The organism is Pseudomonas sp. H1_D05 (assembly GCF_054682705.1).
Window position 1 is genome coordinate 2,399,078 of the sequence record NZ_CP162825.1, and the last position, 26,253, is coordinate 2,425,330.

At 59.8% G+C, this 26,253-nt stretch carries 20 protein-coding genes; 18 read left to right on the forward strand and 2 right to left on the reverse strand.

Translation table 11 applies throughout. The features are described from left to right. Positions 1-8: 8 nt before the first annotated feature. Positions 9-2,654: a pyruvate dehydrogenase (acetyl-transferring), homodimeric type gene (gene aceE, locus AB4O11_RS10865; protein WP_007915682.1), complete on the reverse strand. Its 2,646-nt coding sequence runs from the start codon at positions 2,652-2,654 to the stop codon at positions 9-11. Positions 2,655-3,038: 384 nt separating this feature from the next. Here aceE and glnE point away from each other — a divergent pair, with 384 nt between their 5' ends. The 12 genes from glnE (at position 3,039) to AB4O11_RS10925 (ending at position 18,042) form a co-directional block, all read left to right on the forward strand. Further along, positions 3,039-5,978 carry a bifunctional [glutamate--ammonia ligase]-adenylyl-L-tyrosine phosphorylase/[glutamate--ammonia-ligase] adenylyltransferase gene (gene glnE / locus AB4O11_RS10870; protein WP_093430124.1) on the forward strand — a complete coding sequence of 980 codons (2,940 nt, stop codon included), beginning with the start codon at positions 3,039-3,041 and terminating at the stop codon, positions 5,976-5,978. Positions 5,979-6,285: 307 nt separating this feature from the next. Next, positions 6,286-7,320 carry a lipopolysaccharide heptosyltransferase II gene (gene waaF, locus AB4O11_RS10875; RefSeq protein ID WP_093430125.1) on the forward strand — a complete coding sequence of 345 codons (1,035 nt, stop codon included), beginning with the start codon at positions 6,286-6,288 and terminating at the stop codon, positions 7,318-7,320. Position 7,321: 1 nt separating this feature from the next. Continuing rightward, on the forward strand, positions 7,322-8,383 hold the full coding sequence (waaC, locus tag AB4O11_RS10880; RefSeq protein ID WP_077570514.1) for a lipopolysaccharide heptosyltransferase I: 1,062 nt from the start codon (positions 7,322-7,324) through the stop codon (positions 8,381-8,383). Then, entirely contained in the window at positions 8,383-9,504 is a 1,122-nt protein-coding gene (locus tag AB4O11_RS10885; protein ID WP_460130635.1) for a glycosyltransferase family 4 protein, read from the forward strand. The genes waaC and AB4O11_RS10885 overlap by 1 nt, the downstream gene beginning before the upstream one ends. Then, complete coding sequence (gene rfaP / locus AB4O11_RS10890) at positions 9,504-10,310, forward strand: lipopolysaccharide core heptose(I) kinase RfaP (RefSeq protein ID WP_414925578.1); 807 nt, start codon at positions 9,504-9,506, stop codon at positions 10,308-10,310. Before AB4O11_RS10885 ends, rfaP begins: the two co-directional genes overlap by 1 nt. Next, positions 10,310-11,044 carry a lipopolysaccharide kinase InaA family protein gene (locus tag AB4O11_RS10895; RefSeq protein ID WP_093430128.1) on the forward strand — a complete coding sequence of 245 codons (735 nt, stop codon included), beginning with the start codon at positions 10,310-10,312 and terminating at the stop codon, positions 11,042-11,044. The genes rfaP and AB4O11_RS10895 overlap by 1 nt, the downstream gene beginning before the upstream one ends. Continuing rightward, positions 11,041-11,793: a lipopolysaccharide kinase InaA family protein gene (locus AB4O11_RS10900; RefSeq protein ID WP_460130637.1), complete on the forward strand. Its 753-nt coding sequence runs from the start codon at positions 11,041-11,043 to the stop codon at positions 11,791-11,793. The genes AB4O11_RS10895 and AB4O11_RS10900 overlap by 4 nt, the downstream gene beginning before the upstream one ends. Continuing rightward, entirely contained in the window at positions 11,793-13,244 is a 1,452-nt protein-coding gene (locus tag AB4O11_RS10905; protein ID WP_460130639.1) for a lipopolysaccharide kinase InaA family protein, read from the forward strand. The genes AB4O11_RS10900 and AB4O11_RS10905 overlap by 1 nt, the downstream gene beginning before the upstream one ends. 119 nt (positions 13,245-13,363) lie before the next feature. Then, positions 13,364-13,699 carry a YceK/YidQ family lipoprotein gene (locus AB4O11_RS10910; RefSeq protein ID WP_460131075.1) on the forward strand — a complete coding sequence of 112 codons (336 nt, stop codon included), beginning with the start codon at positions 13,364-13,366 and terminating at the stop codon, positions 13,697-13,699. A 172-nt stretch (positions 13,700-13,871) separates the two neighbouring features. Further along, entirely contained in the window at positions 13,872-15,626 is a 1,755-nt protein-coding gene (locus tag AB4O11_RS10915) for a carbamoyltransferase family protein (RefSeq protein WP_093430132.1), read from the forward strand. Further along, on the forward strand, positions 15,619-16,527 hold the full coding sequence (locus AB4O11_RS10920; protein WP_093430133.1) for a glycosyltransferase family 2 protein: 909 nt from the start codon (positions 15,619-15,621) through the stop codon (positions 16,525-16,527). Before AB4O11_RS10915 ends, AB4O11_RS10920 begins: the two co-directional genes overlap by 8 nt. Before the next feature lie 75 nt (positions 16,528-16,602). Then, on the forward strand, positions 16,603-18,042 hold the full coding sequence (locus AB4O11_RS10925) for a hypothetical protein (RefSeq protein ID WP_460089623.1): 1,440 nt from the start codon (positions 16,603-16,605) through the stop codon (positions 18,040-18,042). 3 nt (positions 18,043-18,045) lie between these two features. On the opposite strand, the gene AB4O11_RS10930 is transcribed toward AB4O11_RS10925, so the two are convergent. Next, positions 18,046-18,699, reverse strand: a complete 654-nt coding sequence (locus AB4O11_RS10930) for a toluene tolerance protein (protein WP_093430135.1) — start codon at positions 18,697-18,699, stop codon at positions 18,046-18,048. Positions 18,700-18,824: 125 nt separating this feature from the next. Between AB4O11_RS10930 and msbA the strand changes: the two genes are divergently transcribed. The 6 genes from msbA to AB4O11_RS10960 all read left to right on the forward strand — a co-directional run bounded on the left by msbA (position 18,825) and on the right by AB4O11_RS10960 (position 26,224). Then, positions 18,825-20,651 carry a lipid A export permease/ATP-binding protein MsbA gene (gene msbA, locus AB4O11_RS10935; protein ID WP_093430136.1) on the forward strand — a complete coding sequence of 609 codons (1,827 nt, stop codon included), beginning with the start codon at positions 18,825-18,827 and terminating at the stop codon, positions 20,649-20,651. Beyond that, positions 20,645-21,541, forward strand: coding sequence for a GNAT family N-acetyltransferase (locus AB4O11_RS10940; RefSeq protein WP_460130640.1), 897 nt, complete (start codon positions 20,645-20,647; stop codon positions 21,539-21,541). The genes msbA and AB4O11_RS10940 overlap by 7 nt, the downstream gene beginning before the upstream one ends. A gap of 4 nt (positions 21,542-21,545) precedes the next feature. Next, on the forward strand, positions 21,546-22,946 hold the full coding sequence (locus AB4O11_RS10945) for a PIG-L deacetylase family protein (RefSeq protein WP_460089627.1): 1,401 nt from the start codon (positions 21,546-21,548) through the stop codon (positions 22,944-22,946). Between the two features lie 64 nt (positions 22,947-23,010). Further along, complete coding sequence (gene hldE / locus AB4O11_RS10950; protein WP_034151682.1) at positions 23,011-24,432, forward strand: bifunctional D-glycero-beta-D-manno-heptose-7-phosphate kinase/D-glycero-beta-D-manno-heptose 1-phosphate adenylyltransferase HldE; 1,422 nt, start codon at positions 23,011-23,013, stop codon at positions 24,430-24,432. Between the two features lie 130 nt (positions 24,433-24,562). Continuing rightward, positions 24,563-25,537, forward strand: a complete 975-nt coding sequence (locus AB4O11_RS10955; protein WP_116255772.1) for a glycosyltransferase family protein — start codon at positions 24,563-24,565, stop codon at positions 25,535-25,537. Further along, entirely contained in the window at positions 25,538-26,224 is a 687-nt protein-coding gene (locus AB4O11_RS10960) for a hypothetical protein (protein WP_257356888.1), read from the forward strand. Positions 26,225-26,253 lie beyond the last annotated feature (29 nt).

The following is a 26,253-nucleotide window of genomic DNA, read 5'->3' on the forward strand; positions in this document are numbered from 1 at the left end:
ATGTCTCCTCAGCAGTCCAGTGGGTTGCGTTTTTCCGGGTCGATGCCGAACTTGACGATGGCCTCAGCCACGACTTTAGGTTCGATATCACCACGGTCAGCCAGTGCTTCCAGGGCTGCCAACACCACGAAATGACGGTCAACTTCGAAGAAATGACGCAGTTTCTTGCGGCTGTCGCTGCGGCCGAAACCATCGGTGCCCAGGACTTTGAATTCCTTGGACGGTACCCACTGACGGATCTGCTCGGCGAACAGTTTCATGTAGTCGGTAGAGGCGATGACCGGACCTTTACGGCCGTTCAGACACTCTTCGACGTAGCTCAGCTTAGGCTTCTGGCCAGGCTTGAGACGGTTGCTGCGCTCGACAGCGAGGCCGTCGCGACGCAGTTCGTTGAAGCTGGTAACGCTCCAGACGTCGGCGCCAACGTTGAACTCTTCACGCAGGATCTTCGCCGCTTCACGGACTTCACGCAGGATGGTGCCGGAGCCCATCAGCTGAACGTGGTGCGCCGCATCGCGGGTGTCTTCTTCGAGCAGGTACATGCCTTTCTTGATGCCTTCTTCGGCACCGGCCGGCATGGCTGGCTGCTGGTACGACTCGTTCATCACGGTGATGTAGTAGAAGATGTCCTGTTGCTCTTCGGTCATCTTCTTCATGCCGTCCTGAATGATCACCGCCAGCTCGTAGCCGTAGGTTGGATCGTAGGTGCGGCAGTTCGGGATGGTTGCAGCCAACAGGTGGCTGTGACCGTCTTCGTGTTGCAGGCCTTCACCGTTCAGGGTGGTCCGGCCGGCGGTGCCGCCGATCAGGAAGCCACGGGTACGGCTGTCGCCGGCAGCCCAGGCCAGGTCGCCAATACGCTGGAAGCCGAACATCGAGTAGAAGATGTAGAACGGCAGCATCGGCTGGTTGTGGCTGGAGTACGAAGTACCGGCAGCGATGAAGGAGCTCATGGCGCCTGCTTCGTTGATGCCTTCTTCAAGGATCTGACCTTTCTGGTCTTCCTTGTAGAACATCACCTGGTCTTTATCGACTGGCTCGTAGAGCTGGCCGACGGACGAGTAGATGCCGAGCTGACGGAACATGCCTTCCATACCGAAGGTACGGGCTTCGTCCGGGATGATCGGAACGATGCGCGGGCCGATTTCCTTGTCCTTGACCAGTTGCGCGAGGATCCGCACGAAAGCCATGGTGGTGGAAATTTCACGGTCGCCGGAACCATCGAGGATGGCCTTGAGGGTGTCCAGGTCCGGCGTCGGTACGCTGAAGCTTTGTGCGCGGCGCTGAGGCACGAAACCGCCCAGTGCAGTGCGACGCTCACTGAGGTAGCGGGCTTCGGCGCTGTTTGGCTCTGGCTTGAAGAACGGCAGGTTCTCCAGCTCTTCGTCCTTGACCGGGATGTCGAAACGATCGCGGAACAACTTCAGGCTGTCGACATCGACTTTCTTGGTGTTGTGCGCAGTGTTCTTCGCTTCGCCGGCACCGGTGCCATAACCCTTGATGGTCTTGGCGAGGATAACGGTTGGTTGTTCTTTGTGGTTGACCGCTTCGTGGTAAGCCGCATAGACCTTGTACGGGTCGTGGCCGCCACGGTTGAGTTTCCAGATCTCGTCGTCGGACAGATCAGCAACCATCGCCTTGAGTTCTGGCGTGTTGAAGAAGTGTTCACGGACGAACGCGCCGTCTTTGGCTTTGTAGTTCTGGTACTCGCCGTCGATGACTTCGTCCATGCGACGTTGCAGGATGCCGTCGACGTCTTTGGCCAGCAGTGGGTCCCAGAAACGGCCCCAGATGACTTTGGTCACGTTCCACTGAGCACCGCGGAACACGCCTTCGAGTTCCTGGATGATCTTGCCGTTGCCGCGAACCGGGCCGTCGAGGCGCTGCAGGTTGCAGTTGATGACGAAGATCAGGTTGTCCAGCTTCTCGCGGCCGGCCAGGGAGATCGCGCCCAGGGATTCCGGCTCGTCGCACTCGCCGTCGCCCAGGAAGCACCAGACTTTCTGTTTGCCCGGCTGGATGAAACCGCGGTGTTCCAGGTACTTCATGAAGCGTGCCTGGTAGATCGCTTGAATTGGACCCAGACCCATCGATACGGTCGGGAACTGCCAGAAGTCAGGCATCAGCCAAGGGTGCGGGTAGGACGACAGGCCCTGACCGTCGACTTCCTGGCGGAAGTTGTTCATCTGGTCTTCGGTGATGCGGCCTTCCATGAACGCACGGGCGTAAACGCCTGGCGAAGTGTGGCCCTGGAAGTAGATCAGGTCGCCGCCGTGTTCGTCGGTCGGGGCCTGGAAGAAGTAGTTGAAGCCGATGTCATACAGGGTCGCACTGGAAGCGAAGCTGGAGATGTGACCACCCAGGTCAGAATCTTTCAGGTTCGTACGCATTACCATGGCCATCGCGTTCCAGCGTACCAGCGAGCGAATGCGGCGTTCCATGAACAGGTCGCCAGGCATGCGTGCTTCGTGGGTTACCGGGATGGTGTTGCGGTAAGGCGTGGTGATGGCGTAAGGGAGCTGCGAGCCGCTGCGGGTCGCGAGTTCGCCCATACGGGTCATCAGATAGTGAGCACGGTCTTCGCCTTCTTTGTCGAGAACCGATTCCAGGGCGTCCAGCCATTCCTGGGTTTCGACGGGATCGAGGTCTTGCATGGCTTGCTCCAGGGCGGAAAGGCTTCCAGAATCGGTTGCCTGAGTTTGCGACTGGCCTTGTGGGCAGACGATTTAAAATTCTTGGATTGCCGATAGGTTGTTCCGGCGGCGTGTAGTTTTACTACAAATCTTCCGGCATTTCAGCCTTTCGAATGTATAGACGAGTAGTAAAACTACAGAAGAATGGCTTGTGGCCTCCGGCTGCGTTGTGAGAATAATCGTTAAGGTTGGTCTTTTACCATCCGAAAAAGGTGAAACTTTGATGTTCGCTGCCAACGATAAAGAAATTTCAGCTATTTCTAACTTTTGTTCGACAGTCTTCCGGGTAGCGGCTTTTCACCAATCACTACAAGCGGCCATTTACACGCCGATCAAGGATAGACCATGACCCTGCCCGTGCTTGCCGAACTGCCCGCCATTCTCCTGCCGTTGGTCACTCGATCGGAGCAGTCGTTCCGTACGGCCGTCGCCGCGCTGGAAGACGATCACGGCCTGGCGAACTGGACGCCAGAGCGCTGGGCGCAATTCGCCCGCGTCACCGCCGCCAGCGAATTCGTCATTGAACAGAGCGTTCGTGACCCTTTGATGTTGCTCACACTGGTGCAGTCCGGCGAACTCGACCGGGCCTTCGCGCCGGGTGAATTGTGTGCGCAGATTGCCGCTGCGGTGAACGCTGCCCAGAATGAAGATGAACTCGGTCGCGCCCTGCGCCGCCAGCGCGCCCGTCATCAAGTGCGGATCATCTGGCGCGATCTCACCCGCCAGGCCGATCTGGTACAGAGCTGCCGGGATCTCTCGGACATGGCCGACGCCACCATCGACCAGGCCTATCAATGGTTGTACAGCCGCCATTGCGAGCAGTTCGGCACGCCGACCGGCCGCCGCAGCGGTGAGCCGCAGCAAATGGTCATCCTTGGCATGGGCAAGCTCGGCGCCGTTGAGTTGAACCTGTCTTCGGACATCGATCTGATCTTCGCTTACCCCGAGGGCGGCGAGACCGTTGGCGTGAAGCGTTCGCTGGATAATCAGGAATTCTTCATTCGTCTCGGCCAGCGCTTGATCAAGGCGCTGGATCCGATGACCGTCGACGGCTTCGTTTTCCGCGTCGACATGCGCCTGCGCCCTTACGGTTCATCTGGCGCGCTGGTGCTGAGCTTCAATGCGCTGGAGCAGTATTACCAGGATCAGGGCCGGGACTGGGAACGCTACGCGATGATCAAGGCGCGGGTGGTGGCCGGCGATCAGGTGGCGGGTGCGCAGTTGCTCGACATGCTGCGGCCGTTCGTTTACCGCCGTTATCTGGACTTCTCGGCGATCGAAGCGCTGCGCACCATGAAGCAGTTGATCCAGCAGGAAGTACGGCGCAAGGGCATGGCCGACAACATCAAGCTCGGCTCAGGCGGCATCCGCGAGGTCGAGTTCATCGCGCAGGCTTTTCAGTTGATCCATGGTGGCCGCGATCTGAGCCTGCAACAGCGTCCTCTATTAAAGGTGCTGAGCACGCTGGAAGGGCAGGGTTATCTGCCGCCAGCGGTGATCAGCGAATTGCGCGAGGGCTACGAATTTCTGCGTTACACCGAACACGCCATTCAGGCGATCGCCGACCGCCAGACCCAGATGCTGCCGGATGGCGCGCAGGATCAGGCGCGCATTGCGTTTATGCTCGGTTTTGCCGATTGGGACGCCTTCCACGAGAAGTTGATGTTCTGGCGCGGCCGCGTGGCCTGGCACTTCGCCCAGGTGATTGCCGATCCCGACGAGGATGAAAACGCCGAAAGTGAAGTGGTGGTCGGCGGTGAATGGCTGCCGCTGTGGGAAGAGGCGCAAGACGAAGAGGCGGCGTGCCGGCAGTTGGAGGAGGGCGGCTTTGCTGATGCCAGCAAAGCTCTGAAAGCGCTGGCCGGATTGCGCAGCAGCCCGCAATTGCGGGCGATGCAGCGGTTGGGGCGTGAGCGTCTGGATGCCTTTATTCCGCGTCTGCTCGCACAGGCTGTGGAACACGCCAACCCGGATCTGGTGCTTGAGCGGGTGTTGCCGCTGGTCGAAGCGGTGGCCCGGCGTTCGGCGTATCTGGTCTTGCTGACGGAAAACCCCGGCGCATTGCGGCGCTTGCTGACGTTGTGCGCCGCGAGCCCGTGGATCGCTGAGCAAATTACGCGTTTCCCGCTGCTGCTTGATGAATTGCTGAACGAAGGTCGTTTGTTCAAGCCGCCCTTGGCGCCGGAACTGGCGGCTGAATTGCGCGAGCGCCTGACGCGGATTCCCGAAGACGACCTCGAACAACAAATGGAAGCCTTGCGCCATTTCAAATTGGCGCACCGCTTGCGCGTGGCAGCGTCGGAAATCGCCGGCAGCCTGCCGCTGATGAAAGTCAGCGATTACCTGACCTGGCTGGCCGAGGCAATTCTCGAGCAAGTGCTGGCCCTGGCCTGGCGCCAGACCGTGGCCAAGTACGGCACGCCGCTGCGCACCGACGGCACCTTGTGCGATCCAGGCTTCATCATTGTCGGTTATGGCAAAGTCGGCGGCCTGGAACTGGGGCATGGTTCGGATCTGGACCTGGTGTTTATCCACGACGGCGATCCGCAGGCGGAAACCGACGGGCCGAAGTCGATTGATGGCGCGCAGTTCTTCACGCGCCTGGGGCAGCGGATCATTCACCTGCTGACGGCGCAGACCAACTCCGGTCAGCTCTATGAAGTGGACATGCGTCTGCGGCCATCCGGTGCTTCGGGGCTGTTGGTCAGTTCGCTGGGGGCGTTTGCCCGCTATCAGGAAAATGAAGCCTGGACCTGGGAACATCAGGCGTTGGTACGGGCGCGGGTGCTGGTCGGCAGTCAGGATGTCGGCCGGGCGTTCGAGAGCGTCCGCGCGCAGGTCTTGGGCAAGGCGCGCGATCTGGCCAAGTTGCAACAGGAGGTCAGTGAGATGCGCGCGAAGATGCGCGATAACCTCGGCACCAAGAGCACCGCGGCCGGTACGGCGGCAAATGCCTTCGACGCCACAGCGCCCTTCGACCTCAAGCAGGACGCCGGAGGTATCGTCGATATTGAATTTATGGTGCAATACGCGGCTCTGGCGTGGTCGCAAAGCCACCCGCCATTGCTGCGCTGGACCGATAACATCCGCATTCTGGAAGAGCTGGAACACGAAGGGCTGATGCCTGCCGAAGATGCCAGCCTGTTGCGCGAGGCCTATAAAGCCTACCGCTCCGCCGCTCACCGGCAGGCGTTGCAGAAGGACGCCGGGGTGATATCGGGCGATCAGTTTGCCGAAGAACGGCGGCAGGTTTTGCGGATATGGAAAGAGATGGGGCTAAGCTGAAACCGGTTTGTGCAGCACCCAATACCCTGTGGGAGCGAGCTTGCTCGCGAAGACGGAGTGTCAGACGACACCGATGTCGGATGTGCTGGCCCCTTCGCGAGCAAGCTCGCTCCCACAGTGGATCTACAGTGTCTGTAGATCTGAAGCAGGACGAAAAAACCATGTGGGAGCGAGCCTGCTCGCGATAGCGGAGTGACAGTCGACAGTCATGTTGAAGGTAATGACCCATCGCAAGCAGTGCCGCTCCCTCAGTGATTCTCGAGGCGGGGAGGCGTAAATGCCTCCCCGGTTCGTTTTTGGAAACCACATGAATATTCTGATCGTTGGGCCCAGTTGGGTCGGTGACATGGTGATGGCACAGACACTGTTTCAGTGTCTCAAACAGCGCCATCCGCAATGCGAAATCGACGTCCTGGCCCCTGAGTGGAGCCGGCCGATCCTGGAACGCATGCCCGAAGTGCGCAAGGCCTTGAGCTTCCCGCTCGGCCACGGTGCGCTGGAATTGGCGACGCGTCGGCGCATCGGCAAATCCCTGCGTGGTCAGTACGATCAGGCGATCCTGCTGCCCAACTCGCTGAAGTCGGCGCTGGTGCCGTTTTTCGCCGGCATTCCGAAACGCACCGGCTGGCGCGGCGAATTCCGCTACGGCCTGCTCAACGATGTGCGCACCCTCGACAAACAACGCTATCCGTTGATGATCGAGCGGTTCATGGCTTTGGCCTATGAGCCGAACGCCGAGCTGCCGAAGCCTTATCCGCGCCCAAGCCTGCAAATCGACCCGGTCACTCGCGAAGCAGCGTTGGCCAAGTTCGGCCTGACCCTCGACCGCCCGGTGTTGGCCCTGTGCCCTGGCGCCGAGTTTGGCGAGTCCAAGCGCTGGCCGTCCGAGCACTACGCCAAAGTCGCCGAAGCGCGCATTCGTGAAGGCTGGCAGGTGTGGCTGTTCGGTTCGAAGAACGATCATGCGGTCGGTGAAGATATCCGCGCTCGACTGATTCCTGGCCTGCGTGAAGAATCGGTCAACCTCAGCGGCGGCACTTCGCTGGCCGAGGCCATCGACCTGATGTCCTGCGCCGACGCGGTGGTCTCCAACGACTCCGGCCTGATGCACGTTGCCGCTGCGCTGAACCGTCCACTGGTGGCGGTCTACGGTTCGACTTCGCCGGGTTTTACCCCGCCGCTGGCCGAGCATGTCGAAGTGGTTCGTCTGGGCCTCGATTGCAGCCCCTGCTTCGACCGCACCTGCCGTTTCGGTCATTACAACTGCCTGCGCCAGCTGATGCCGGATGCGGTCAACGATGCCTTGCAGAAGTTGCAGGGCTCTGTGGTCGAGGTTCATTAAGTTGCGGGTACTGCTGATCAAGACTTCATCGCTGGGTGACGTGATTCATGCGTTGCCGGCGCTGACCGACGCCGCCCGGGCCATTCCTGGGATCAAGTTCGACTGGGTGGTGGAAGAAGGCTTTGCCGAGATCCCGACCTGGCACCCGGCCGTTGGCAAAGTGATTCCGGTGGCGATCCGTCGCTGGCGCAAAAACCTCTGGAAAACCATCACCAGCGGCGAGTGGAAACGCTTCAAACAAAGTGTGCGCGCCAATAAATACGACTTGGTGATCGACGCTCAAGGCCTGCTGAAAAGCGCCTGGCTGACCCGTTACGTCAAAGCACCGGTGGCCGGTCTCGATAAAGGTTCGGCGCGCGAGCCGATGGCTTCGCGTTTCTATGATCGCAAACTGGCTGTGGCCCGCGGTCAGCACGCCGTCGAGCGCGTGCGCCAACTGTTCGCCATCGCTCTCGGCTACGACTTGCCGAAAGGCTTGGGTGATTACGGCCTCAACGTCGAGCGTTTGGTCGAACTGCCGCGCAAAAATGCCTTTGTGGTGTTCCTGCATGGCACCACCTGGGACACCAAACACTGGCCGGAAAGTTACTGGCGTGAACTGACCGAGCGCGTCGGCTACCTCGGCGTCGGCGTCAAACTGCCGTGGGGCAATCCGCAGGAAAAGGCCCGCGCCGAGCGCATCGCCGCCGGTTTCAAACACGCCGAAGTGCTGCCGAAGCTCAATCTGGCCGGCGTCGGCAAAGTCCTCGCCGGTGCGCAAGCCTGCGTCGCGGTGGACACCGGTCTCGGCCACTTGGCCGCCGCGCTGGACGTGCCGACCATCTCGCTGTTCGGCCCGACCAACCCAGGCCTGACCGGCGCTTACGGCAAGCTGCAGATTCACCTGGCCAGCGACTTCCCGTGCGCGCCATGCCTGCAAAAGAAATGTACCTATCAACCGACCGCGCAGGATGCCCGTCAGTTTGACCTGAAGCGTGAACAGCCGCTGTGCTTCACGCGTCTGAACCCCGAGCGTGTCGCCAGCCGACTGAGCACGTTGTTAATGGCTGAGGAGCTGCGCTGATGCAATTGGCATTCGTCCTGTACAAATATTTCCCGTTCGGTGGCTTGCAGCGCGACTTCATGCGCATCGCCCTTGAATGCCAGAAGCGTGGTCACCAGATCCGCGTCTACACGTTGATCTGGGAAGGCGACGTGCCGCCCGGTTTCGAAGTGCTGGTGGCGCCGGTCAAAGCGTTCTTCAATCACCGTCGCAACGAAAAGCTCAGCGCATGGATGGAAGCGGATCTGGCCAAGCGCCCGGTTGATCGCCTGATCGGTTTCAACAAGATGCCGGGGCTGGACGTTTATTACGCCGCCGACGGCTGCTTCGAAGACAAGGCGCAGAACCTGCGCAACTCTTTGTACCGTCGCTGGGGCCGTTATCGCCACTTCGCCGAGTACGAGCGCGCGGTGTTCGCCAAAGACGCGAAGACCGAAGTGCTGATGATTTCCGAAGTGCAGCAGCCGCTGTTCATCAAGCATTACGACACGCCGCTGGAGCGTTTCCACCTGCTGCCACCGGGCATTGCCCAGGATCGTCGCCGCCCGGCGGATGCCGCTGAAATTCGCGCCGGGTTCCGCGCTGAATTCAATCTCAAGGACGACGAACTGCTGCTGGTGCAGATCGGCTCCGGCTTCAAGACCAAAGGCGTCGATCGCAGCCTGAAAGCGCTGGCTGCATTGCCTGCCGAACTGAAGAAACGCACCCGGCTGTTTGTAATCGGCCAGGATGACCCCAAATTATTCCAGATGCAGAGCGCAACCTTGGGGCTGGGCGATAACGTAACGTTCCTCAAGGGGCGCAGCGATATCCCGCGTTTCCTGCTCGGCGCCGATCTGTTGATCCACCCGGCCTACAACGAAAACACCGGTACTGTGTTGCTCGAAGCGCTGGTCGCCGGTTTGCCGGTGCTGGTCAGCGCGGTCTGCGGTTACGCCCATTACATTGCCGAGGCGGACGCCGGGCGAGTGCTGGACGAGCCGTTCGATCAGGCGCAGCTGACGCAATACCTGACTGAAATGTTGAATGATGACGCTGCACGCGCGGCCTGGAGCCGCAATGGTCTGGCCTTCGCCGAGACGGCCGACCTCTACAGCATGCCGCAGCACGCGGCCGATGTGATTCTGGCGGAGCACGCTTAATGAAGTTGATGCTGGCTGAACCGTTCAAAAGCCTGTGGGCCGGCCGCGACCCGTTCGCTGAAGTCGAAGGCTTGCAGGGCGAGGTATACCGCGAGCTGGAAGCACGCCGGACGCTGCGCACGGAAGTCGACGGCAACGGATTTTTCGTCAAGATCCACCGAGGTATCGGCTGGGGCGAGATCTTCAAGAATCTGCTGACCGCCAAGCTGCCGGTTCTCGGCGCGGGCCAGGAGTGGCAAGCCATTCAACGTCTGCAGGAAGTCGGCGTGCCGACCATGACTGCCGTGGCTTACGGCGAGAAGGGCAGTAACCCGGCAGATCAGCACTCGTTTATCGTCACGGAAGAACTGGCGCCGACCATCAGCCTCGAAGACTTCAGCATCGATTGGGTCAAGCAGCCGCCCGAGCCGAAACTCAAGCGCGCGCTGATCGCCGAAGTCGCACGCATGACCGGCATGATGCACCGCGCTGGCGTCAACCATCGTGACTGCTACATCTGCCACTTCCTGCTGCACACCGATAAACCGGTGACGCCAGCCGACTTCAAACTCTCAGTGATCGACCTGCACCGTGCCCAGACCCGCACGAAAATCACGCAGCGCTGGCGCAATAAAGATCTGGCCGCGTTGTACTTTTCCGCGCTGGACATCGGCCTGACCCGCCGCGACAAACTGCGTTTCCTCAAAGGCTATTTCCAGCAACCGCTGCGCCAGATCCTGGCTGAAGAAGCGCCGTTGCTGAGCTGGCTGGAAGGCAAGGCCAACAAACTCTACGCGCGTAAACAGCGTTACGGGGATGCGCTCTGATGGCGGGTTGGACTCTCGAGCCGCAATACAGCGAGCTCGCCGAAGACTTCGGCAGTCTCGAAGCGGTATTTGCGTTGCAGGGCGAACGCCTGACCCGTGATCCGCTGTCGGAAGTGATTCGCGTGCAGCGCAACGGTGTCAATTATTACGTCAAACGCTATGTCGGCGCTGGTAAAGGCTTGCGCCGTTACCTCGGCAAGCCGCGGGTGAAGATGGAATGGCAGAACCTCAAGCGCTTCGCCAAGTGGGGCATTCCCACCGCTGAAGTGGTGGCCTGGGGCCTGGAGCGACGTGGCGCGGCGTATGATCGTGGCGCGATGATCACCCGTGAACTGCCCGACACCGAAGACCTTTCGGCGCTCGCCGAGCGCAAGGATCCGAAACTCAAGGATCGCGCCTGGGTTGACGGCGTCAGTCGGCAATTGGCCGGCTATACCCGGACGATGCATGACCACCGATTTACCCATAACGATCTGAAATGGCGCAACCTGTTGATCGATGATCAGGCGCGGATATTTCTGATCGATTGCCCTAACGGCGAGTTCTGGCGCGGCTTCTGGCTCAAGTATCGGATCACCAAGGATCTGGCCTGTCTCGATAAACTCGCCAAATACCACCTGTCCAATACCCAACGCCTGCGCTTCTATAAGCAGTACCGCCAGTGCGATCGGCTTGATAGCGCCGACAAGAAACGGATTCGGCACGTGGTGAGATTTTTCGAGGGACGCGAATGACTGATTTTCTCGCCGCTGAAGACCGCGCACTGCTTGAGCGCCATGGTCTCGGCACTTTTGACGCGCTTTGGGCGAAGCAGCTTGAGGCCGTGGACGAACCCAATACCGCCCGTGGCGGTTGGAGCAGCGTCTTCCGTCTGGATCTTGAAGGGCAGGGTTATTACCTCAAGCGCCAGAGCAACTACCTGACGCGGACCTTGCACGCGCCTTTCGGCGAGCCAAGCTTTGCCCGCGAGTTTCGCAATATCAGTCGCTATCGCAAGCTCGGTATCCCGGCGCTGCAAGCGGCGTTTTTCGGTGAGCGTAAGGTCGACGGCGAAGTCCGTGCCATTCTGCTGACTCGGGCACTCGATGGCTGGAGTGATCTGGAATCGCTGTTGCAGCGTTGGGAGCAGCTCAGTGCTGCACAGCATTCAGCCATCCTCAAGGCTTGTGGATTGCTCGCGCGGCATCTGCACGGTGTGCGTCAGGTGCACGGCTGCTTCTATCCCAAGCATATTTTTCTGCGGGCAACCGGTGACGGGTATCAGGCGCAATTGATCGACCTGGAAAAAACCCGGCCTCTGTTGTTCGGCATGCGCGACCGGATCAAGGATCTGGAGCCGCTGCAACGCCGCGCGCCGGAATGGAACGAGGCACAACTGCGTGAGTTGCTGGCGGCTTATCTCGATCAGTCGACCGATAGCACGCTGCTCGACAGCTGGCTCGCCCGGCTGACTGCGCGCCGCAGTCACAAGGAGACGCGCTGATGCAATTGTCCGAGCTGGCCGCTGTCGGGCGAGCCCCGCAACTGCCTCTGACGGTGACGCTGGCTGATGCCGCCGGGAGTGCGGATCTGCAGTTGCTGAGTCTGCTGCGGGTGTTGCCGGGACAGCGTTATGTTGGTGCCGGTGTCTGGCGCGGGCGTCCGGTGCTGGCCAAATTGCTGGTCGGCGGCAAAGCTGCCCGGCATTTTCAGCGCGAGCTGGAAGGCGTGCGCTTGCTGGCTGCGCAAAGTCTGACCACGCCGATGCTACTGGCCGATGGTTTGCAAAATGGCGAAGGTGGCTGGTTGCTGTTCGATTTCCTTGAGGGTGCCGAAAGCCTTGGCGATGCCTGGGCGAAAGTCGAGTCGCTGCCGGTGTTGGCCGATGAGCAATCGGCGGTGCTGGCCGAGGCGCTGGGCGCTATTGGCCAATTGCACGGCAAAGGGCTTTGGCAGGAAGATCTGCACCTGGACAATCTGTTGCGCCACGGCGACCAGTTGTACTTGATTGACGGTGCCGGGATTTGCGCAGAAACCGCCGGCCAGCCGTTGTCGCGACAAAAAGTCCTGGAAAATCTCGGGGTGTTTTTCGCCCAGTTACCCAAGGCGCTGGAACCGTTCACTGAAGAACTGCTGGTGTATTACCTGTTGAGCAACAGCGAGCATGCGTTGCCGCTGGAGGCCTTGCAGAAACAGATCGACAAAGTGCGGCGCTGGCGTTTGAAAGACTTCCTGATCAAGGTCGGTCGCGAGTGCACGCTGTTCAGTGTGCAGCGTGGAGCGTTCGCTCTGCGCGCAATCCGTCGCGAAGAAGAGTCAGCCATGCTGCCGGTGCTGGCGCAGGCCGACGCGTTGCTTGATCAGGGTCACCTTTACAAGACCGGTGGTGCGGCGAGCGTTGGCAAGGTTCAGGCCGGTGCGCGCACGCTGGTGATCAAGCGCTACAACATCAAGGGCTTTGCGCATTGGCTCAAGCGTTTCTGGCGGCCAAGTCGGGCCTGGCATTCGTGGCGCGAAGGCAATCGCCTGGCGTTTCTCGGCATCGCCACACCCAAACCGCTGGCGGTGCTGGAACAGCGCTTTTTGTGGCTGCGCAGCCGTGCGTATCTGGTGACCGAGTTCCTGCCGGGGCCGGATATCATCGAGCGCTTTGCGCCGTACGTTGAAAGTGGTGAAGCGCCGGAAGCGGAGTTGCAGGCGCTGGATCAGTTGTTCGCCAGATTGATTGACGAGCGGATCAGCCATGGCGACTTCAAGGGACATAATCTGTTCTGGCAGCAGGATCGCTGGGCGCTGATCGATCTGGACTCGATGTGCCAGCATGGATCTGTCGGCAGTTTCGCGCCGGCCTATGCCCGTGACCGTGCGCGATTCATGCGCAACTGGCCCGAAAGCAGCGCGCTGTATCAGATTATTGATCTGCGTTTGCCGAAAGACATTTCCAGCGTGGCCTGAGACAAACCAGCAGTAGAGGACAAGATTCAGCGACTTGTCCTACAGCTTCGCCAGAAGCCATGAGCTGTGCCCTGTTCAGTCCCGATGCTAATTTGCCCAACGACCTTGGAGGGCAAATTTTGACCATTAAACAGGCTGCAACGCTGAGTGTTTTTTCATGGATTCTTTCTGGCTGTGGCAGCGCCATGACTGTCTTGCAGGATGATGCCGACGTGGCGCGGGACATGCGCAAACAAAAAACCTATTGCCAGTCCATTCCGCGGATTTACAGCGGTCTGGCCTTCGATTTCTGCGTGTTGAACGCGCCGCCGGATCCCAGCGGTTTTCTGGTGCCATTCGTGTTGCTGGATCTGCCATTGTCGGGAGTATTCGATACAGTAGCGTTGCCCTATACGGTTTATCGTCAGCTCACCGACGGCAATCTTGGTATTTACTGGCGCAAGGGCAGTTATTGAGTAGCAGGGTAAGGTTTCTCCAGACCATTCACCCAGAGGGCAATCGCACAGGGTAATTCCCTACTCGTTTACGCTATAATCCCGCCCTTTAGCTGTCACTCGCCCTGTGCGAGGGCACATCAATTTTCAAGGCGCATCGCGCCTGCACGCAGACTAAAGAGGCTAGACCCCTGTGGCATTGACGATTCTTGGCCTGTCCGGCGCCCTTAGCCATGACCCTTCAGCAGCCTTGTACATCGACGGCAAGCTGGTGGCGGCGGCTGAAGAAGAGCGCTTCGTACGCGATAAGCATGCAAAGAACCGCATGCCCTACGAATCGGCGAAGTTCTGTCTTGAGCAGGCCGGCATCAAGCCGTCCGACGTTGACGTAGTTGCGATCCCGTTCGCTCCGATCAGCCTGTTCGGCAAGGCGCGCTGGCACTACGCCAAGCGTTACTGGTATGCACCGGATCGCGCCCTGGATGCGATCCTGATGGGCAACCGCCGCTACAAGCGCTACCGCAACAAGATTGTCTGGTGCCTGGAGCAATTGGGTTTTGATCCGAAGAAGATCAAGATCGAACCAGTCGAGCACCACTTGGCTCACGCCTCCAGCGCCTACCACTGCTCCGGTTTCAAAGAAAAAACCGCGATCCTCGGTATCGACGGCAAGGGCGAGTACGCCACGACCTTCTTTGGCTACGGTGAAAACGGCAAGATCCACAAGATCAAGGAATTCTTCGATCCGGACTCCCTCGGCGGCCTGTATGGCGCGATCACCGAGTTCCTCGGCTTCGAGATGCTCGACGGTGAGTTCAAGGTCATGGGCATGGCGCCGTACGGCGATGCCAGCAAGTACGATTTCTCGCGTCTGGCCTCGTTCGAAAACGGTGAGCTGGTGATCAACACCGACTACGCCAACGTTATCGGCCTGCGCCGCTATAAAGAGAAGGGTAAAGGCTTCTACTTCTCGCCTAAGCTGATCGAGTGGCTGGGGCCGAAGCGCGAAGGCGATATTGCTGACGAACCGTACATTCACTACGCCGCGAGCATGCAAGCGCTGTTCGAGAAACTGGCGCTGCAGATGATTGATCACTATTTGGGTGACGTGCTCAAGGAAACCGGCAAACTGGCCTTCGCTGGTGGCTGTGCGCTGAACGTCAAACTGAACCAGAAAATCATTGCCCGCGACGACATCAAGGAACTGTTCGTGCAACCGGCGTCCGGCGATGCCGGTACGGCGGTCGGCGCAGCAGCCTATGTGTCCCACGCCCGTGGCGTGCCGGTAGAAAAGATGGAACACGTCTACCTCGGCCCGTCGTACAGCAACGAGGACGTGATCGCCGCCTGCGCCCGTCACGAGAACAAGCCGGCGTGGCGCAAGCTCGATAACATGCCGGAACAGATCGCCAAAATCATGGTTGATGGTAATCCCGTGGCCTGGTTCCAGGGACGTATGGAGTTCGGTCCGCGTGCATTGGGCGGTCGATCGATCATTGGTTGCCCGAGCGTGGCCGGCGTGGCCGACCGCATCAACCATCAGATCAAGTTCCGCGAGCGCTGGAGGCCTTTCTGCCCGTCGATGCTCGACACCGTTGCGCCACAGATGATCAAGATCGATCATCCGGCGCCGTTCATGACTTTCACTTTCGAAGTGGCGGACGAGTGGAAGACCCGTGTGCCGGAAGTCGTTCACGAAGATGGCACTTCTCGTGCCCAGGTCCTCAAGCGTGAATACAACCCGCGCTACTACGACATGATGAAGGCGCTGGAAAACCTGACCGGTAACGGCGTATCGCTGAACACCTCGCTCAACCGTCGTGGCGAACCGATGATTTGCTCGCCGACCGACGCGCTGAACATGTTTTTCGGTTCGGATCTGGAATACCTGATCATGGAAGATATTCTGGTCGTAAAAGAGGGTGTGAAAGGATACGAACTTGACTGAAACACTGATCAGCGTCGTCATTCCGGTTTACAACTATGCGCGAACGCTGCCTCGTGCAGTGGAGTCGGTGTTGGCGCAATTGGATGAAACGACGGCGGATCTGCTGGTCATCGACGACGGGTCGACGGACGATACGCCTGAGGTAGTGGAACGGCTCCTGCTTAAGCATGGCGGTCGTTTTCGTGCGCTGCGTAAAAGCAACGGCGGATTGTCATCGGTGCGCAATCGGGGGCTGGAAGAGACAACCGGGCGATATCTGGTGTTTCTCGACTCTGACGATGAAATGGCTCCCGGTGCATTGGCTGCGCTTGCGCAGCACATTGCCAGTCATCCGCAGACTCTTATGGTGATCGGTGCGCACTGGTCAGTGTTCGCTGACGGGCGCCGCAGTTTGCAGGCGGCCAGGCCTTTGCCTGGGACGCCCCGCCAGCGCCTGCAGGGTTACCTGCTGAACAAGACGGTGTCGATTTCCAACGGTGCCTGTGCGATGCACCGCGAAGTGTTCGCTCTGGGCAATTACCCGGAACATTTGCGCAACGTCGAGGACCTGCCAGTGTTTGCCCAAGTGCTGGCGCGCTACCCCTGCACCGTTCTGGACAAGCCTCTCGCACTGATCCACAAGCACGCCGACAGCATGCGCCATGATTTGCGCCAGAGTCTTGCTGCCGGTACGGAGCAGGTCGTCAGCGAAGTGTTTTCCAGCCGAAGAATGCCCGAAGAAATGTGTGATCTGCGCCAGGCGTTTCTGGCACAACGCTGTTTGTCGCTGTTTCGCGACTGTTATTCCCATGGCGAGTACAAGCTGGCCAGGTCGTTCTATTTCCAGGCTTTGCGTGCAGACTGGCGGACGTTTTCACGCTGGTCATACACCCGCAAGGCTTTGCGGTTGCTGTTTCGGTAAGCGGGTCGCGATGATGTGCGCGTACCTTGTAACGGATGTCGGTGAGGTGGCTGGGTGAAAGATACGGGCGGTAGCGTGGCAACTCGAGTCTCCAGAATCATCGATAAATACCCGGTCTGGCTGGCGTTTGTGGGCAGCGCGCTGTTATCGCTGATAGCCGTCCTGGGCACTGCGACAGTGGGGCGTGATGCCGCGCTGTACATCGATATTGCGCAACAGGTCACCGAGTACGGGCCGAATGTGGCTTGGGCTACTTTCGACTGGCCCTGGTTTTCCTTTCTGCTGGCCGCTACGCATTCCATCCTGCATTTGCCGCTGGAGCTGAGTGCCTATCTTTGGTGTGCACTCTTTTTTGCCGGCACCAGCGCGTTGATGGTGGACTGCGTGCGTCAGCGGTCTGCGCAGGTCACCGGTTGGGCGTGCCTGGTGGTATTGGCCATGCCGGCGGTGAATGCCTTTCGAAACGACATCATCCGTGAGTGCGGTTTCTGGTTCTTCTGCACGCTGACGCTTTGGCTCGCGCTGCACTGGCAAGCCCGTGGCGGCTGGTTGCGCGCGGCATTCATCCACCTGGCAATCGTCGCAGCAGCCTTGTTTCGGCTGGAGGCCTTGTTGCTGGTGCCGGCGTTGGCTCTGTGGCAGTTGCCCAACCTGTGGTCATCTGGCCGGCGGATGCAGTTTGCCCAGTTTTCGCTGCTGCCGGTTTTGGGGCTGCTGGCCATTTCGGCAACCGGTGTACTCATGTCGGCGCGAGTGATGCTGTATCTGGACATGATTGCCCCGCACAGTGTGTTTGCGTCCTTTCAGATGCTGTGCGATCAGTTTGCCAATTCGCTCATCAACAAGTACTCCCAGGATGAAGCCGGGCGGATCATTTTCTTCGGCATCCTGGCGACCATGACCATCAGTTTTGTGAAGTTGATGGGGCCTTTCGCCGTTCCCTTCATTCTGCGGCGTAACTGGGGGGTGCTAGGCGTCTACTGGCGCGACTATCGACCCTTCGCCTGGGCGGCGCTGCTGTATCTGGTCGTGCTGGTGCTGTTTTTCATCAAGCAACAGTTCATGAATACGCGCTACCTGAGCTTTCTCAATCTGTTGTTTGTGCCCGTGCTGGCGATGGGGCTGGCGGCGTTCGTTCGCGAGTTCCCGCGTTGGGGCAAGTGGCTGGTGGTTCTGTGTTTGCTGGTGATGCTGTCGAACGTCATCTCCACCGGGGCCGGCAAAACCCATTACGTCCAGGCCGGGCGCTGGTTGTCGGCCCATGTCGAGCCAGGGGCGAAGACCTATTTCGAGGATGGGCGGATCAGCTATTACGCCGGTCGTGGCTATGTGATACCGGTATTGACCGCAGAGGAAGCGATGTCGGCAGCGCACGCGGGCGACTATCAATATTTCCTCATCGAGGCCAAGGGTGACGAGCCTTGGCTGAATGAGTGGCTGGTGGCGCACAAGCTGCGCATCATCGAGCATTTCGCCAATCGCAAAGGTGCCACTGTAGTGGTCATCGGCCGCTAAGGCTTAACCGAGCAGCGGGCGCAGGCGCGAGATCAGCGGCGCTTGCCGGTTGCTCGGCAGTGCCTGCCGATAGCCCTCGATAAACGTGTCGCCGGCGTCCTGGCCGAGCAGCCATTGGCGGTCTTCCTTGTAGCGCAGCAAATGCGCGAAGTTACGCAGGCGTTTACTGTCACTGAGCGCGTGCTTCTGGCAGCGCAGGTCGGCAATATCGATCAGGCCCAAACGCTTGTCGGGGGTCTGCACGACGTTGCCAAAGTGCAGTGATCGAAAGTACACACCTTTTTCGTGCAGCAGGGCGAAGTACCCGCCCAGCTGGAATCTCAGTGTGTCAGCCTCTTCGTCAGTGCCTTGTAGCTGACGCACTGTATTGCCTTCCAGCGGGCTGTAATACACGCAGTCACGTTCGATGCTCGGGATGCGGTAGACCGCGATGACTTTGGGGCAGAGGATGCCGCGTTGTTCGAGGGCCCGGGTATTGTCGGCAAAGCGTTGTGCATAGGGGTAGAACAGTGCCGAACTGAGCAGCCGCTTGCGGCGGAACAGCTTGAGCATGCGTCCATCGGCCAATCTGAGCACCTTGTCGCCGGAACCGTCGGCTTCCAATACGTGTGCACCCGCGCGCAGTGCCTCGTAAGTGCTGTGATCAATCGATTGCATATCCGGCTCCCCATCATTAGCGGGGTATCTTAACCGAGTTGGTCGAAGGCTGGCTTGAAGTCATGTTTATCGGGGCAAAAACGCGTGTGATATCATCGGCGCCTCACTGAATTGCGCGGATCACCATGAGCAGTCCTGAACCGAAAGCCCAGTCCACGCTGGCGATCTATTTCCGCCTTTTGGCTTACGTGCGGCCTTATGCCGGCCTTTTCCTTCTCAGCATCGTCGGGTTTCTGATCTTCGCATCGACTCAGCCGATGCTCGCTTACATCCTCAAGTACTTTGTCGACGGTCTGGCCAATCCTGAAGCCAGTCTGTTCCCGGGCAACCCTTATCTGGGCAAGCTGCAGTTGCTCGAAACCGTGCCACTGATGATCGTCTTCATCGCGTTGTGGCAGGGCGTGGGTTCTTACCTGGGTAACTTCTTCCTGGCGCGGGTTTCTCTGGGCCTGGTGCATGACCTGCGGGTGGTGTTGTTCAATAAATTGCTGGAGTTGCCCAATCGCTTCTTCGACAAGAACAATTCCGGCCACCTGATTTCCCGAATCACCTTCAACGTGACCATGGTCACCGGCGCGGCAACGGATGCAATCAAAGTCGTCATCCGTGAAGGCATGACCGTAATTTTCCTGTTCTGCACACTGTTGTGGATGAACTGGAAGCTCACGCTGGTGATGGTCGCCATCCTGCCGTTGATCGGTTTGATGGTGAACAGCACCAGCAAAAAATTCCGCAAGCAAAGCAAGAAGATCCAGGTCTCGATGGGCAACGTCACGCACGTCGCGTCCGAGACCATTCACGGCTATCGCGTCGTGCGCAGTTTTGGCGGCGAGCAGTACGAAAAGGATCGCTTTCGCGATGCCAGCCAGAGCAACACCGACAAGCAGTTGACGATGACCAAGACCGGCGCCGTTTACACGCCGATGCTGCAGCTGGTGACTTACAGCGCCATGGCGGTGGTCATGTTCCTCGTCCTGTACCTTCGCGGCGATGCATCGCCGGGTGATCTGGTGGCCTACATCACCATGGCTGGCTTGTTGCCCAAGCCGATCCGTCAGTTGTCGGAGGTCAGCTCGACGATTCAGAAAGGTGTCGCCGGTGCCGAAAGTATTTTCGAGCAACTGGATGAGCCGGCGGAAGTGGATCAGGGCACGGTCGAGCAAGATCGTCTCGAAGGCCGTCTGGAAGTGCGCAATCTGAGCTTCCACTATCCTGACACCGACAAAGCGGTGCTCAATGACATCAGTTTCGTCGTCGAACCGGGGCAAATGGTTGCCTTGGTCGGCCGCTCGGGCAGTGGCAAATCGACCCTGGCCAGCCTGATTCCGCGCTTCTATCAGCATGATCATGCGCAGGGCCAGATCCTGCTCGATGGCGTGCAGGTGCAGGACTTTACCTTGCGCAGCCTGCGTCGGCAGATTGCTCTGGTGACCCAGCAGGTCACGCTGTTCAACGATACGGTGACCAACAACATCGCCTACGGTGATCTGGCCGGTGCGCCGTTCGATGAGGTCAAGCGCGCGGCCACCGAAGCCTATGCCGATGAGTTCATCATCAAGATGCCGCAAGGCTACGAAACCATGGTCGGCGAAAACGGCGTGCTGCTGTCCGGCGGCCAGCGTCAGCGCATCGCTATTGCCCGGGCGTTGCTCAAGGATGCACCGCTGCTGATTCTCGACGAGGCCACTTCCGCGCTCGATACCGAGTCGGAGCGGCATATCCAGGCTGCCCTGGATCATGTGGTGAAAAACCGCACGACCCTGGTGATCGCCCACCGTTTGAGCACCATCGAGAAAGCCGACCTGATTCTGGTCATGGACGAAGGTCGCATCGTCGAGCGCGGCTCTCACGCACAATTGCTCGAGCAGAACGGCTATTACGCCCGTCTGCACGCCAAAGAGTTTGAAGAGGGTGACGAGCCTCAGCCGGCACACGCGACCGACGTATGCTGACGATGTTTCGCAGTTTTCGCGAGCGTGGCTGGACCGAAATCGACCGGGACAGCTACGCCCGCGCCTGGCAACGTTTCGGCGGCAGTTTTGCTACACACCCCGAAGTCGTCGAGCGCTTGTCGACGTTCCTTGGCATCGAGTTGCGCTACCTGGGCTGGGTCGTTGGCGGTGATGTGCTGGCCGCCATCCCTTGCTGGGGGCGGCATGTTGCGTTGTCCAAGGAGGTGCTCAAGCGCGAGGGCAAGCGTGGCTTGCTGGACATGGGCAATGCGGAAATCATTCTGCCGATCGCGCCAGACGTCATCGTGCCGGTGCGCCAGCGCGTGGCTTATGTGTCCCAGCTCAATGCCGGGCAGATCAGCACGCTGAAGCCACAGCCTGAGGGCCTGGCGCTGGCCCGGTTGCCGGAAGAATATTCGAAGAAGTTCCGCTACAACCAGCGTCGCGAACGGCGCCTGCTGGAAGAGGCGGGCGGATCGCTGGTGCCGATGTCCGACTTTACGCCGCAGGAACAGGCTGCCGCTTACGGCGATCTGTTTCAGCGTCGCTGGGGCTTCGAGGTGCCGGGCAAGGCCGGGTTGGTTGAGGTCTTTACCTTGCTGCGCGAGTTCATGACCGGTTCGGTGGTGATGCTCGAATCGGCGCCCGTCGCCATTCAGGTGCTCTATCGCGTCGAGGCCCCGCAATGGGTTTCGCTGGAATACATCAACGGTGGTGTCGACCCGCAGAGCCGCGAGTTCAGCCCCGGCAGTGTGCTGAGTTTCGTCAATACCCAAGAGGCCTGGGCGCACGCGCAAGCGCTGGGCAAACCTCTGCGTTACTCATTCGGTCGTGCCGACCGAGAGTACAAGGATCGCTGGTGCCACTCGGTGCCGGTCTACAAGGTCTGAATTCATGAGCGCTCGCAAGCAACAGCTTCTCAAAGCTCATCGGCGCAACAAGCGTCTGTTCCTGATCGCCTTTGTGCTGGCGCTGTTGCTGATCGGCGTGCTGATCGCGTGGTGGCTGGTGCCGTTGTTGCTGGTGCTGGCCTGGGTCGCTCACGAGGCCTGGTTTGCCGACCATTTGTTCTACCGGCCTACCGACGACTATCAATACGACTTTCCGCCGCTAACCGCACGGCAGGCCGTGAGTCTTGAGGGCGGCGTGGTAGGCCTGAGCGAACCGCTGGCGCAGGGCGAGACATTGGTACTCGAACTCGAAGTGAAGTCCACCTGGCTGGGGCGCTGGCTCGATCCCTATGTTGAGGTGGGCGATGATCGTCAGGATCTGGAGCGGGGCGTCAGAGGGCGGCGTTTCCTCAATCTGTCGGGGCAGGTCGATGCGCTGGCGCAAGGGACTCTGACGCTGCGTGGCCGATATTGCGTACCTGCTGCGACGGGCGTGTTGTGGGTAATGGCCAATCCGGACTACAGCCGCCAGCGGGTCATGGTCATCGCGCCCCATGCCGATGATGCAGAACTCGCCGCCTTCGGTCTGTACAGTCGATGCGAAGGCGTCAGCATCGTCACCCTGACCCAGGGTGAGATCGAGGCTGAAGACTTTCAGCGCCTGGGCCTTGATCAATCCGCAGCAGCACGATTGAAGGGCCGCTTGCGCAGTTGGGACAGCCTGGTGATTCCGCTGTGGGGGGGCGTGCCTGCCGAGCGTTGTGTGCAATTGGGCTATTACTGCCTGCAACTGCCGTCGATGGCCGAAGCGCCGACCCAGGCGTTCGGCTCCCGGGAATCGCAGGAAAACGATATTCGCAGTGTGCGCCGGCATAACCCATTGATCCTGCCCGCCGACGTTGACGGGCAGTCGACCTGGCAAAACCTGCTGGGTGATCTGACGGCCCTGCTTGAGCACTATCGCCCGGAAGTGGTCGTTACACCGCATCCTGAACTCGATCCCCACAGTGATCATGTAGCGTCGACCCAAGCGCTGCTTGAGGCTATCGAACGCAGTAGCTGGAAACCGGCGACCCTGCTGCTGTACGCCAATCACCTGCACGACAATGATCGCTGGCCGATGGGGCCTGCCGGTGCGGGTGTTCCGCTGCCTCCCGCCATCGAGCCGCTACCGGCTGATCGCCTGTGGAGTCCGCTGCTGTCGGCTGACGTGCAACTGGACAAAGCCATGGCGCTGGCCATGGAGCACGATCTGCAGGGCCGACAGGCGTTCAAACGGCAATTGCGCCGCTGGATCCAGCAGGCTCTGGCCGGCCGTCGCTGGCCTGAAACGGGCAGTAACGAGTTTTTCCGCAAGGCAGTCCGGCGTCACGAGTTGTTCTGGGTGCGCGACCTTTCAGATTGAGGCGGACGGCGCTTTACCCTGTGTTAATATCGCGCCCCTGTTCATTTTGTATGTGGGTTGCTCCATGAAGTTGTCCATGCCGCGTTTCGATCAAGCCCCGGTCTTGGTAGTCGGCGATGTCATGCTCGACCGTTACTGGCATGGCGGAACCTCACGGATTTCCCCTGAGGCGCCGGTGCCGGTCGTTAAGGTCGAGCAGATCGAAGACCGTCCGGGCGGTGCCGCGAACGTTGCCTTGAACATTGCCGCGCTGGGTGCGCCGGCGTCGCTGGTCGGTGTGACCGGCGATGACGAAGCCGCCGACAGCCTGAGCAACAGTCTCAAAGGCGCGGGCGTACGCGCTCTGTTCCAGCGCATCGCGCACCAGCCAACCATCGTCAAGCTGCGGGTCATGAGCCGGCACCAGCAACTGCTGCGTATCGACTTTGAAGAACCGTTCGCCACCGACGCTCTGGCCCTTGGTTCGCAGGTCGACGACCTGCTCGAAGGCATCAAGGTGCTGGTGCTCTCCGATTACGGCAAAGGCGCCCTGAAAAACCATCAGGCGCTGATCCAGGCCGCCCGCGCGAAGAACATTCCGGTGCTGGCCGATCCAAAGGGCAAGGACTTCTCGATCTATCGCGGCGCCAGCCTGATCACTCCCAATCTCAGCGAATTCGAAGCCATCGTCGGCGGTTGCGTCGATGAGCATGAGCTGGTGAGCAAGGGCGCCGCCCTGATGCACGACCTCGAACTCGGTGCGCTGCTGGTAACGCGCGGCGAACATGGCATGACCCTGTTGCGTCCGGATCAGCCGGCGCTGCACCTGCCGGCCCGTGCCCGTGAAGTGTTTGATGTCACCGGTGCCGGTGACACGGTGATCTCCACCCTGGCGGCAGCGATTGCCGCCGGTGAAGACCTGCCCCACGCCGTTGCGCTGGCCAACCTGGCCGCCGGCATCGTGGTTGGCAAACTCGGTACGGCCGCCATCAGCGCCCCGGAACTGCGTCGCGCCATTCAGCGTGAAGAAGGTTCCGAGCGCGGAGTGTTGGGGCTGGAGCAGTTGCTGCTCGCCGTGGCCGATGCCCGTGCGCACAACGAGAGGATCGTCTTCACCAACGGCTGCTTCGACATCCTCCATGCCGGCCATGTGACCTACCTGGAGCAGGCGCGGGCACAGGGCGACCGGCTGATTGTCGCGGTCAACGATGATGCTTCGGTCAGCCGTCTCAAAGGCCCGGGCCGCCCGATCAACAGTGTTGACCGGCGCATGGCGGTTCTCGCCGGCCTCGGCGCTGTGGACTGGGTGATCAGTTTCCCTGAAGGCACCCCGGAGAACCTGCTGCGCGAGGTCAAACCGGACGTGCTGGTCAAGGGCGGCGATTACGGCATCGATCAGGTAGTCGGCGCTGATATCGTCACTGCTTATGGCGGTACCGTAAAGGTGCTGGGACTGGTGGAAAACAGCTCGACAACTGCGATTGTCGAGAAGATCCGCAGTCGTTGATCAGATGAATTTTTACCGTTGTGTACTGCGTGTGAACGGATTTTGCCTTGGGGATTTTACCGTTTCCGTTGATGTAGGCTGCTTTGAATCCGATGCGCTTGCCTGCCTACGTCGCGTGGTCAATTAACCTATGAAAGTCATGCTCCTGGTGATGGACGAGCAGCGGGTCATTCTCGACCGGCTCTACGACATCGTGCAGCAGAACTGTGATGAGTGTTTCATCTATCGTTTGAGCAAAAAACAGCAGTTGAATCTGGGGTCGTTTCTGGCCTCGGTCGATTACCAGACCTTCGATCGCGTGGTGATTTTCTCCCGGGTCAAACGCCTGGCCACGCAACTGCAGGTGCTCAAATGCATCCCCGGGCTGGTCTTCCTCGAACACGACGCCTACCAGAACTACATGCCAGCGAGTAAATACCGCGGCGCGTATTCACGGCTCTACCGTCGTCTGCCGAGTTGCCGGGCGCTGGTGTCCGGTGCCGTGGTCGCGCGCAAGATGCTCGCTGAAGGCATCGACACGGTGTTTGTCTCCAAAGGTTATGACGAGCAGATGCTGCACAACACCGGCGTCGAGCGGGACATTCCCATCGGTTTTCTTGGCAGCTTGAAAAGCACCGAATATGCCGAGCGCAAAGCCATGCTCGAGTCGCTCTCGCAGCGAACCGGGATGCTGGTGACCCGTACCAAGTCGGGTGCGGAATACCTGCAGACGCTCAATCGCATCAGGATTTTCGTCAGCGCCGACATCGGCATGAACGAGTTCATGATCAAGAACTATGAGGCCATGGCCTGCGGTTGTGTGCTGCTGGCCTGGAGTCAGGGCGAAGAAGACCGTCTGCTCGGCTTTGAAGACATGCACAACACCGTGTTCTACCGCAGCGCAGATGAAGCGGTGGAAAAGATCCAGCTGCTGCAGAGCGACCCGGAACTGGCAGAGCGCATCGCCCGCAATGGCCAGGAGTTCGCGCAAAGCCGTTATTCCTTTGCCCGTGTCGGTCAGGCACTGGCTACGGAAATCCAGCGTGAGATGCGTCCATGGCAGCCGCCCTCGGCGTTCACGCGATTCTGGGTGAAGCTGCGTTACGGGATGAAGGTGCCGGTCTGAATGAAGGACGAACACATGGCGCTGGATGCGCTGCCCGGTGGTGATCAGTCCGTACCGGGGGCGTTACCGACAGAACTTCTCGACTGTCTGAGCCGTGCGCCTCGGGTGGTGCTGATTGCCAACAACCCGGCCATCACCGCGGCGGACTTTCAGGCGTTGAACATTGGCGTCGATGACGTCGTCGTCAGCTTCAATACCTGCATCAAAGCGGCGCTGCTCAACAAGCAGAGCGTCAATGTCTTTGTGCATGGCTACAACGCGCCGGACGCGTATTTTTTTGGTCTGCCTTACGCGCCGCCGGTACAGCAGATGTTCGAACAGGCGAGCGAACGTTGTTTCAGCATGCTGGTGGGCTGCGCCGCACCGATGTGTCCACTGCCACGCGTGGCCATGTACTGGGATCGCATTCCACTGCCGCCACTGTGGAACTACCCGGTCGACCGCCCGGGCGGCAAGCGCTACGTTGGGCCTTCTACCGGTTTCAACACGCTGGTGCTGTTTGACTGGTTGCGCGCTCATGCCGGTTATAGCTATCAGCTCATGACCCTGGGCTTTTCCAACGAAGCAGGAAAACTGTGGGGCGGCCATGCCTGGGACTATGAGCGTGACTGGCTGCAGAAGTCGGACATCATCGTGGTGCCGCTGCAACCCCGTCGCTGGTGGCAAAAACTGTTTCGACAGAAGTAAGCGACATCGTCTGTCCGGTTGCCAGCAGG

Excerpts from the sequence above, each read along its gene's own strand:
- hldE (WP_034151682.1), top strand. The coding sequence starts at position 23,011 with ATGAAGTTGTCCATGCCGCGTTTCGATCAAGCCCCGGTCTTGGTAGTC.
- AB4O11_RS10895 (WP_093430128.1), top strand. The coding sequence starts at position 10,310 with ATGGCGGGTTGGACTCTCGAGCCGCAATACAGCGAGCTCGCCGAAGAC.
- AB4O11_RS10955 (WP_116255772.1), top strand. The coding sequence starts at position 24,563 with ATGAAAGTCATGCTCCTGGTGATGGACGAGCAGCGGGTCATTCTCGAC.
- AB4O11_RS10885 (WP_460130635.1), top strand. The coding sequence starts at position 8,383 with ATGCAATTGGCATTCGTCCTGTACAAATATTTCCCGTTCGGTGGCTTG.
- AB4O11_RS10905 (WP_460130639.1), top strand. The coding sequence starts at position 11,793 with ATGCAATTGTCCGAGCTGGCCGCTGTCGGGCGAGCCCCGCAACTGCCT.
- rfaP (WP_414925578.1), top strand. The coding sequence starts at position 9,504 with ATGAAGTTGATGCTGGCTGAACCGTTCAAAAGCCTGTGGGCCGGCCGC.
- AB4O11_RS10945 (WP_460089627.1), top strand. The coding sequence starts at position 21,546 with ATGAGCGCTCGCAAGCAACAGCTTCTCAAAGCTCATCGGCGCAACAAG.
- msbA (WP_093430136.1), top strand. The coding sequence starts at position 18,825 with ATGAGCAGTCCTGAACCGAAAGCCCAGTCCACGCTGGCGATCTATTTC.
- AB4O11_RS10900 (WP_460130637.1), top strand. The coding sequence starts at position 11,041 with ATGACTGATTTTCTCGCCGCTGAAGACCGCGCACTGCTTGAGCGCCAT.
- AB4O11_RS10930 (WP_093430135.1), bottom strand. The coding sequence starts at position 18,699 with ATGCAATCGATTGATCACAGCACTTACGAGGCACTGCGCGCGGGTGCA.
- aceE (WP_007915682.1), bottom strand. The coding sequence starts at position 2,654 with ATGCAAGACCTCGATCCCGTCGAAACCCAGGAATGGCTGGACGCCCTG.
- AB4O11_RS10940 (WP_460130640.1), top strand. The coding sequence starts at position 20,645 with ATGCTGACGATGTTTCGCAGTTTTCGCGAGCGTGGCTGGACCGAAATC.
- AB4O11_RS10960 (WP_257356888.1), top strand. The coding sequence starts at position 25,538 with ATGAAGGACGAACACATGGCGCTGGATGCGCTGCCCGGTGGTGATCAG.
- waaF (WP_093430125.1), top strand. The coding sequence starts at position 6,286 with ATGAATATTCTGATCGTTGGGCCCAGTTGGGTCGGTGACATGGTGATG.
- glnE (WP_093430124.1), top strand. The coding sequence starts at position 3,039 with ATGACCCTGCCCGTGCTTGCCGAACTGCCCGCCATTCTCCTGCCGTTG.